Origin of the sequence: Pseudomonas sp. 2VD (genome assembly GCF_005503585.1) — a bacterium.
GTDB classification, from domain to species: domain Bacteria; phylum Pseudomonadota; class Gammaproteobacteria; order Pseudomonadales; family Pseudomonadaceae; genus Pseudomonas; species Pseudomonas aeruginosa.
Genome location: NZ_SCND01000447.1, coordinates 1 through 4,239 on the forward strand (window position 1 = coordinate 1; position 4,239 = coordinate 4,239).

The window sequence follows — 4,239 nt, forward strand, 5'->3', positions numbered from 1 at the left end:
CCGTTCGGCGGCTTCAAGCAGTCGGGCAACGGTCGCGACAAGTCGCTGCACGCCTTCGACAAGTACACCGAGCTGAAGGCGACCTGGATCAAGCTCTGATCGCCTAGGTCGGCCCTTCCGGGCCGGCTCTCTCGAGCCACACCCGCGGCCGGGTTTCCTTCTGGAAGCCCGGCCGCTGTGCTTCGTGCGCCGGATATATCCGCTCGCCCCGGCAAGGCTTCCGGGGTGCCAACGGGAGAATCGCAATGCGTTGGGGAAGCTATTTCGCCGTCTGTTCCGCAGTCATTAGTATCGGCCTCGCCCTTGGCCTGACCATGCCGCTGGTCTCGTTGCGCCTGGAGAGCTGGGGCTACGGCAGTTTCGCCATCGGCGTGATGGCCAGCACGCCGGCAGTGGGCGTGCTGCTCGGCGCGATGATCGCCGGGCGCCTCGCCGCGCGCGTCGGTACGCCGCGGCTGATGCAGTTGTGCCTGCTCACCGGGGCAGCCTCCATCGGCCTGCTGGCACTGCTGCAGAGCTACCCGGTATGGCTGTTGCTGCGCCTGCTGATCGGCGTGCAGCTCACCGTGGTGTTCATCCTCGGGGAAAGCTGGATCAACCAGTTGGCGGTGGAGAAGTGGCGTGGCCGGCTGGTCGCGCTGTACGGCACCGGCTACGCCCTCAGCCAACTGTCCGGGCCGGTACTGCTGACCTTCATCGGTACCGCCGACGACCGTGGCTTCTGGTTCGGCGTCTGCCTGCTGATTGCTGGCTCGTTGCTGCTGCTGGGCCGCGGCGGTGCGCCCAGGGTCGATCCGCACAGCGCCTCCGGGCGCGGTTTGTGGGCCTTCTGCCAGGGCCTGCCGGCGATCGCCTGGGCGGTGGTGTTGTTCGCTGCCTTCGAGGCGATGATCCTCACCCTGCTGCCGGTCTACGGGTTGCGCCAGGGCTTTCCGCAAGCGGTGGCGCTGGCCATGGTCAGTACCGTGGTGGTGGGCGATGCATTGTTGCAGCTGCCGATCGGCTGGCTCGCCGACCGGGTCTCGCGCAGCGGCTTGTTCGGCGGCTGCGGCCTGGTGCTGCTGCTGAGCAGCCTGGCGATTCCCCTACTGCTGCAGACGCCGTTGATCTGGCCGCTGCTGGTGCTGTTCGGGGCCAGCGCCGGCGGGTTGTTCACCCTGGCGCTGATCCTGATCGGCGAGCGCTACCGAGACGATGCCCTGGTCCGGGCCAATGCCCATGTCGCGCAGCTATGGGGGATCGGCTGCCTGCTCGGCCCGCTGGCCACCGGCGCCGCCAGCCAGTGGATCAGCGGTCACGCCCTGCCGTTGATGATGGCGCTCGGCGCGGCGGGCTTCGTGGTGCTGGTGCGGCTGCGCGGGGCGATTCCGGCGGACGAGGAGGCGACCGGCCTGGAGGCCTCCGAGTGACCCTCAGAGCATCTTTTCCAGTCCGATCATTCCCGCGACCCAGGCGTTCAGGCGTCGCCACAGGCTGCCCGGCTCGTGGCGCAAGACCTGGGTCCGGCCGTCGCGTTCGTCGATCCAGACCAGCTTCGGCCGGCTACCGCTACGGTCGATGCGAACCTGGTAGCTGACGCTCGGGGCCATGCCCTCCAGCGCCAGTTGGCGGACCTGCTCGGCCAGCAGCGGACTGTCGACGATGACCCCGACTTCGGTGTTCCACAGGATCGAGCGCGGATCGAAGTTGAAGGAACCGATGAATACCTTGCGCCGGTCGAAGACCATCGCCTTGCTGTGCAGGCTGGCGCTGCTCGATCCGTGCAGGCGCCAGGGCGCGCCGCTCAGCGGCTGGTCGGGATTGGCGCGCAGCTCGTAGAGCTTAACGCCATGCTCAAGCAGTGCCATCCGATAGGGCGCGTAGCCGGCATGCACGGCGGGCACGTCGGTGGCTTCCAGGGAGTTGGTCAGCAGGCGCACGCGGACGCCGCTGTTGGCCTTGCCGGTGAGGTAGTTGAGACCGTCCTTGGCCGGAACGAAATACGCCGAGACCAGGATCAGTTCCTTCTGCACGCCCTTGAACAGGCCCGCCAGGTGCGGACTGAGCAATAGGTGCGGGTCGGGCTCGCCGCGGCTCAATACCTTCAGCGGGGCATCCCAGATCGCCTCGGCGCGGGCCCAGGTGAGATTCTCCAGCCAGTTGCCCAGGCGTGGCTGGTCGCCGCGGTCGAACAGGTGGCGGATGTAGCCGGACTCCTTCACCGACTCCTTGCGCAGGTAGCGCTGCAACTTGCGTCGGGCCGACTCCAGTTCGCCGGGATAGGGCGCGCGCCAGAGGAAATCCTCGATCGGCCGGCTGATGGCGCTGTTCCAGTACTGGTCGAAGCTGTGCGAGAGCTGGTTGGCGATGGGGCCGACGCCGAGCAGGTCGAGGTCGGTGAAGTTCATCTCCGGCTTGGCGTTGAAATACTCGTCGCCGAGGTTGCGTCCGCCGACGATGGCCGCCGTGCCGTCGGCCAGCCACAGCTTGTTGTGCATGCGCCGGTGCTGCTGGGACAGGTTGAACAGGCGGCCGACGCCTCGCGTGATGCCGGTGGCGCGGCCCAGGTGCAACGGGTTGAACAGGCGCACCTGGATGTTCGGATGGGCGGAGAGCACACCGATCTCGTAGTCCCAGCCATCGCTGGCGGTGTCGTCGATGAGGATGCGTACCCGCACGCCACGGTCGGCTGCCTTGAGCAACTCGTAGGCGAGGGCGCGCGTGGTCAGTCCGTCGTGGACGATGTAGTACTGGATGTCGAGGCTGCGCTGGGCTGCGCGAATCAGCGCCGCGCGGGCGACGAAGGCATCCTCGCTGGCGCCCAGGAGGTGGAAGCCGGACTGGCCGGGGTGGTCGCGTCCCTGGATTTCGGCCTGCCTGGCCAGCCAGGTACCCTCGGCGGGCAGTGCCGACGACGGTTGCGGCGGAGGAGTGCTGGCGCAGCCGGAGAGGGCCAGGAGGGCCAGCAGGAGGAATCGGCGAAGCAAGGACATCTCCCGTGGAAACTCGAACGACCGGCTCATCCCGGTCGTGCGAATTCTAGGAGTTTTCCTCGGAAGAGCGATGCCCCGCCTGATTTTTTCAGAATCCGCCGAGCCTCGGATGGGCTCAGCTACCGAGTTTTTCCTTCAGCCGGTACCAGGCCATGCCCAGCGCCAGCAGTGGCGAGCGCAGCAGCTTGCCGCCGGGGAAGGTGATGTGCGGCACCTTGGCGAACAGGTCGAAGCCGTCGCTCTGCTGGCCGCCGATGGCTTCGGCGAGCAACTGCCCGGCGAGGTGCGTGGCGTTCACCCCGTGTCCGGAATAGGCCTGGGCGAAGTACACGTTGGGCTGCCCCGGCAGGCGGCCGATCTGTGGCAGGCGATTGGCACCGATGCCGATCATGCCGCCCCATTGGTAGTCGATGCGGACGTTCGCCAGTTGCGGGAATACCTCCAGCATCTTCGGCCGCATGTAGGCGGCGATGTCGCTGGGGTCGCGGCCGGAATAATGGCAGGCGCCACCGAACAGCAGGCGGTTGTCGGCGGAGAGCCGGTAGTAGTCGAGGGCCACGCGCTGGTCGCACACCGCCATGTTCTGCGGCAGCAGTTGGCGGGCCAGTTGCTCGTCCAGCGGTTCGGTGGCGATCACGTAGCTGCCGGCCGGCAGTACCTTGCCGCCGAGCAGCGGGTTGAGGTCGTTCATGTAGGCGTTGCAGCCCAGCACCAGGGTCTTCGCCCGCACCTTGCCGGCGGCGGTATGCACCTGGACTTCCGTGCCGTAGTCGATGCGCGTCACCGGCGAGCGCTCGAACAGGCGGACGCCCAGCGACTGGGCAGCGGCGGCTTCGCCGAGGACCAGGTTGAGCGGGTGCAGGTGGCCGGAGCCCATGTCCACCAGGCCGCCGACGTAGCGATCGGAGCCGACCACGCTGCGCATCTCCGCGGCCGGCACCAGGCGCATCTCGTGGCGATAGCCGAGGGCCTGGAGTTCCTCCATGTCCTCGCGGAAGCCCTGGTAGTCGCCGGGCTTGTTCGCCAGGTCGCAGTAGCCCCAGCGCAGATCGCAGTCGATGGCGTACTGCTCGACCCGGCGACGGACGATCTCCACCGCCTCCAGGCCCATCAGCTTGAGTGCCTTCACGCCGTCGGCGCCGATCACCGGGAGGAACTGCTCGACGTCATGGCCGACGCCGCGGATCAACTGGCCGCCATTGCGCCCACTGGCGCCCCAGCCGATCCGGTGCGCTTCCAGCAGGACCACGGAGAAGCCGCGCTGGGC

4 protein-coding genes are annotated in these 4,239 nt (G+C 67.8%); 2 read left to right on the forward strand and 2 right to left on the reverse strand.

The features are described 5' to 3' along the window. The coding region (locus FFS27_RS29360; RefSeq protein ID WP_137952397.1) for an aldehyde dehydrogenase family protein at positions 1-99 on the forward strand (99 nt) is incomplete at its 5' end. A gap of 146 nt (positions 100-245) precedes the next feature. After that, positions 246-1,409, forward strand: coding sequence for an MFS transporter (locus FFS27_RS29365; protein WP_009314518.1), 1,164 nt, complete (start codon positions 246-248; stop codon positions 1,407-1,409). Between the two features lie 3 nt (positions 1,410-1,412). Here the strand turns inward: FFS27_RS29365 and FFS27_RS29370 are convergent, their stop codons facing one another. Both FFS27_RS29370 and FFS27_RS29375 read right to left on the reverse strand, forming a co-directional pair. Further along, positions 1,413-3,002 (reverse strand): phospholipase D family protein, encoded by a 1,590-nt coding sequence (locus FFS27_RS29370; protein WP_009314517.1) that lies wholly within the window; start codon positions 3,000-3,002, stop codon positions 1,413-1,415. 85 nt (positions 3,003-3,087) lie between these two features. Then, positions 3,088-4,239, reverse strand: a 1,152-nt coding sequence (locus FFS27_RS29375) for an NAD(P)/FAD-dependent oxidoreductase (RefSeq protein ID WP_137952398.1), incomplete at its 5' end; no start/stop codon positions are given.

Excerpts from the sequence above, each read along its gene's own strand:
- FFS27_RS29370 (WP_009314517.1), bottom strand. The coding sequence starts at position 3,002 with ATGAGCCGGTCGTTCGAGTTTCCACGGGAGATGTCCTTGCTTCGCCGA.
- FFS27_RS29365 (WP_009314518.1), top strand. The coding sequence starts at position 246 with ATGCGTTGGGGAAGCTATTTCGCCGTCTGTTCCGCAGTCATTAGTATC.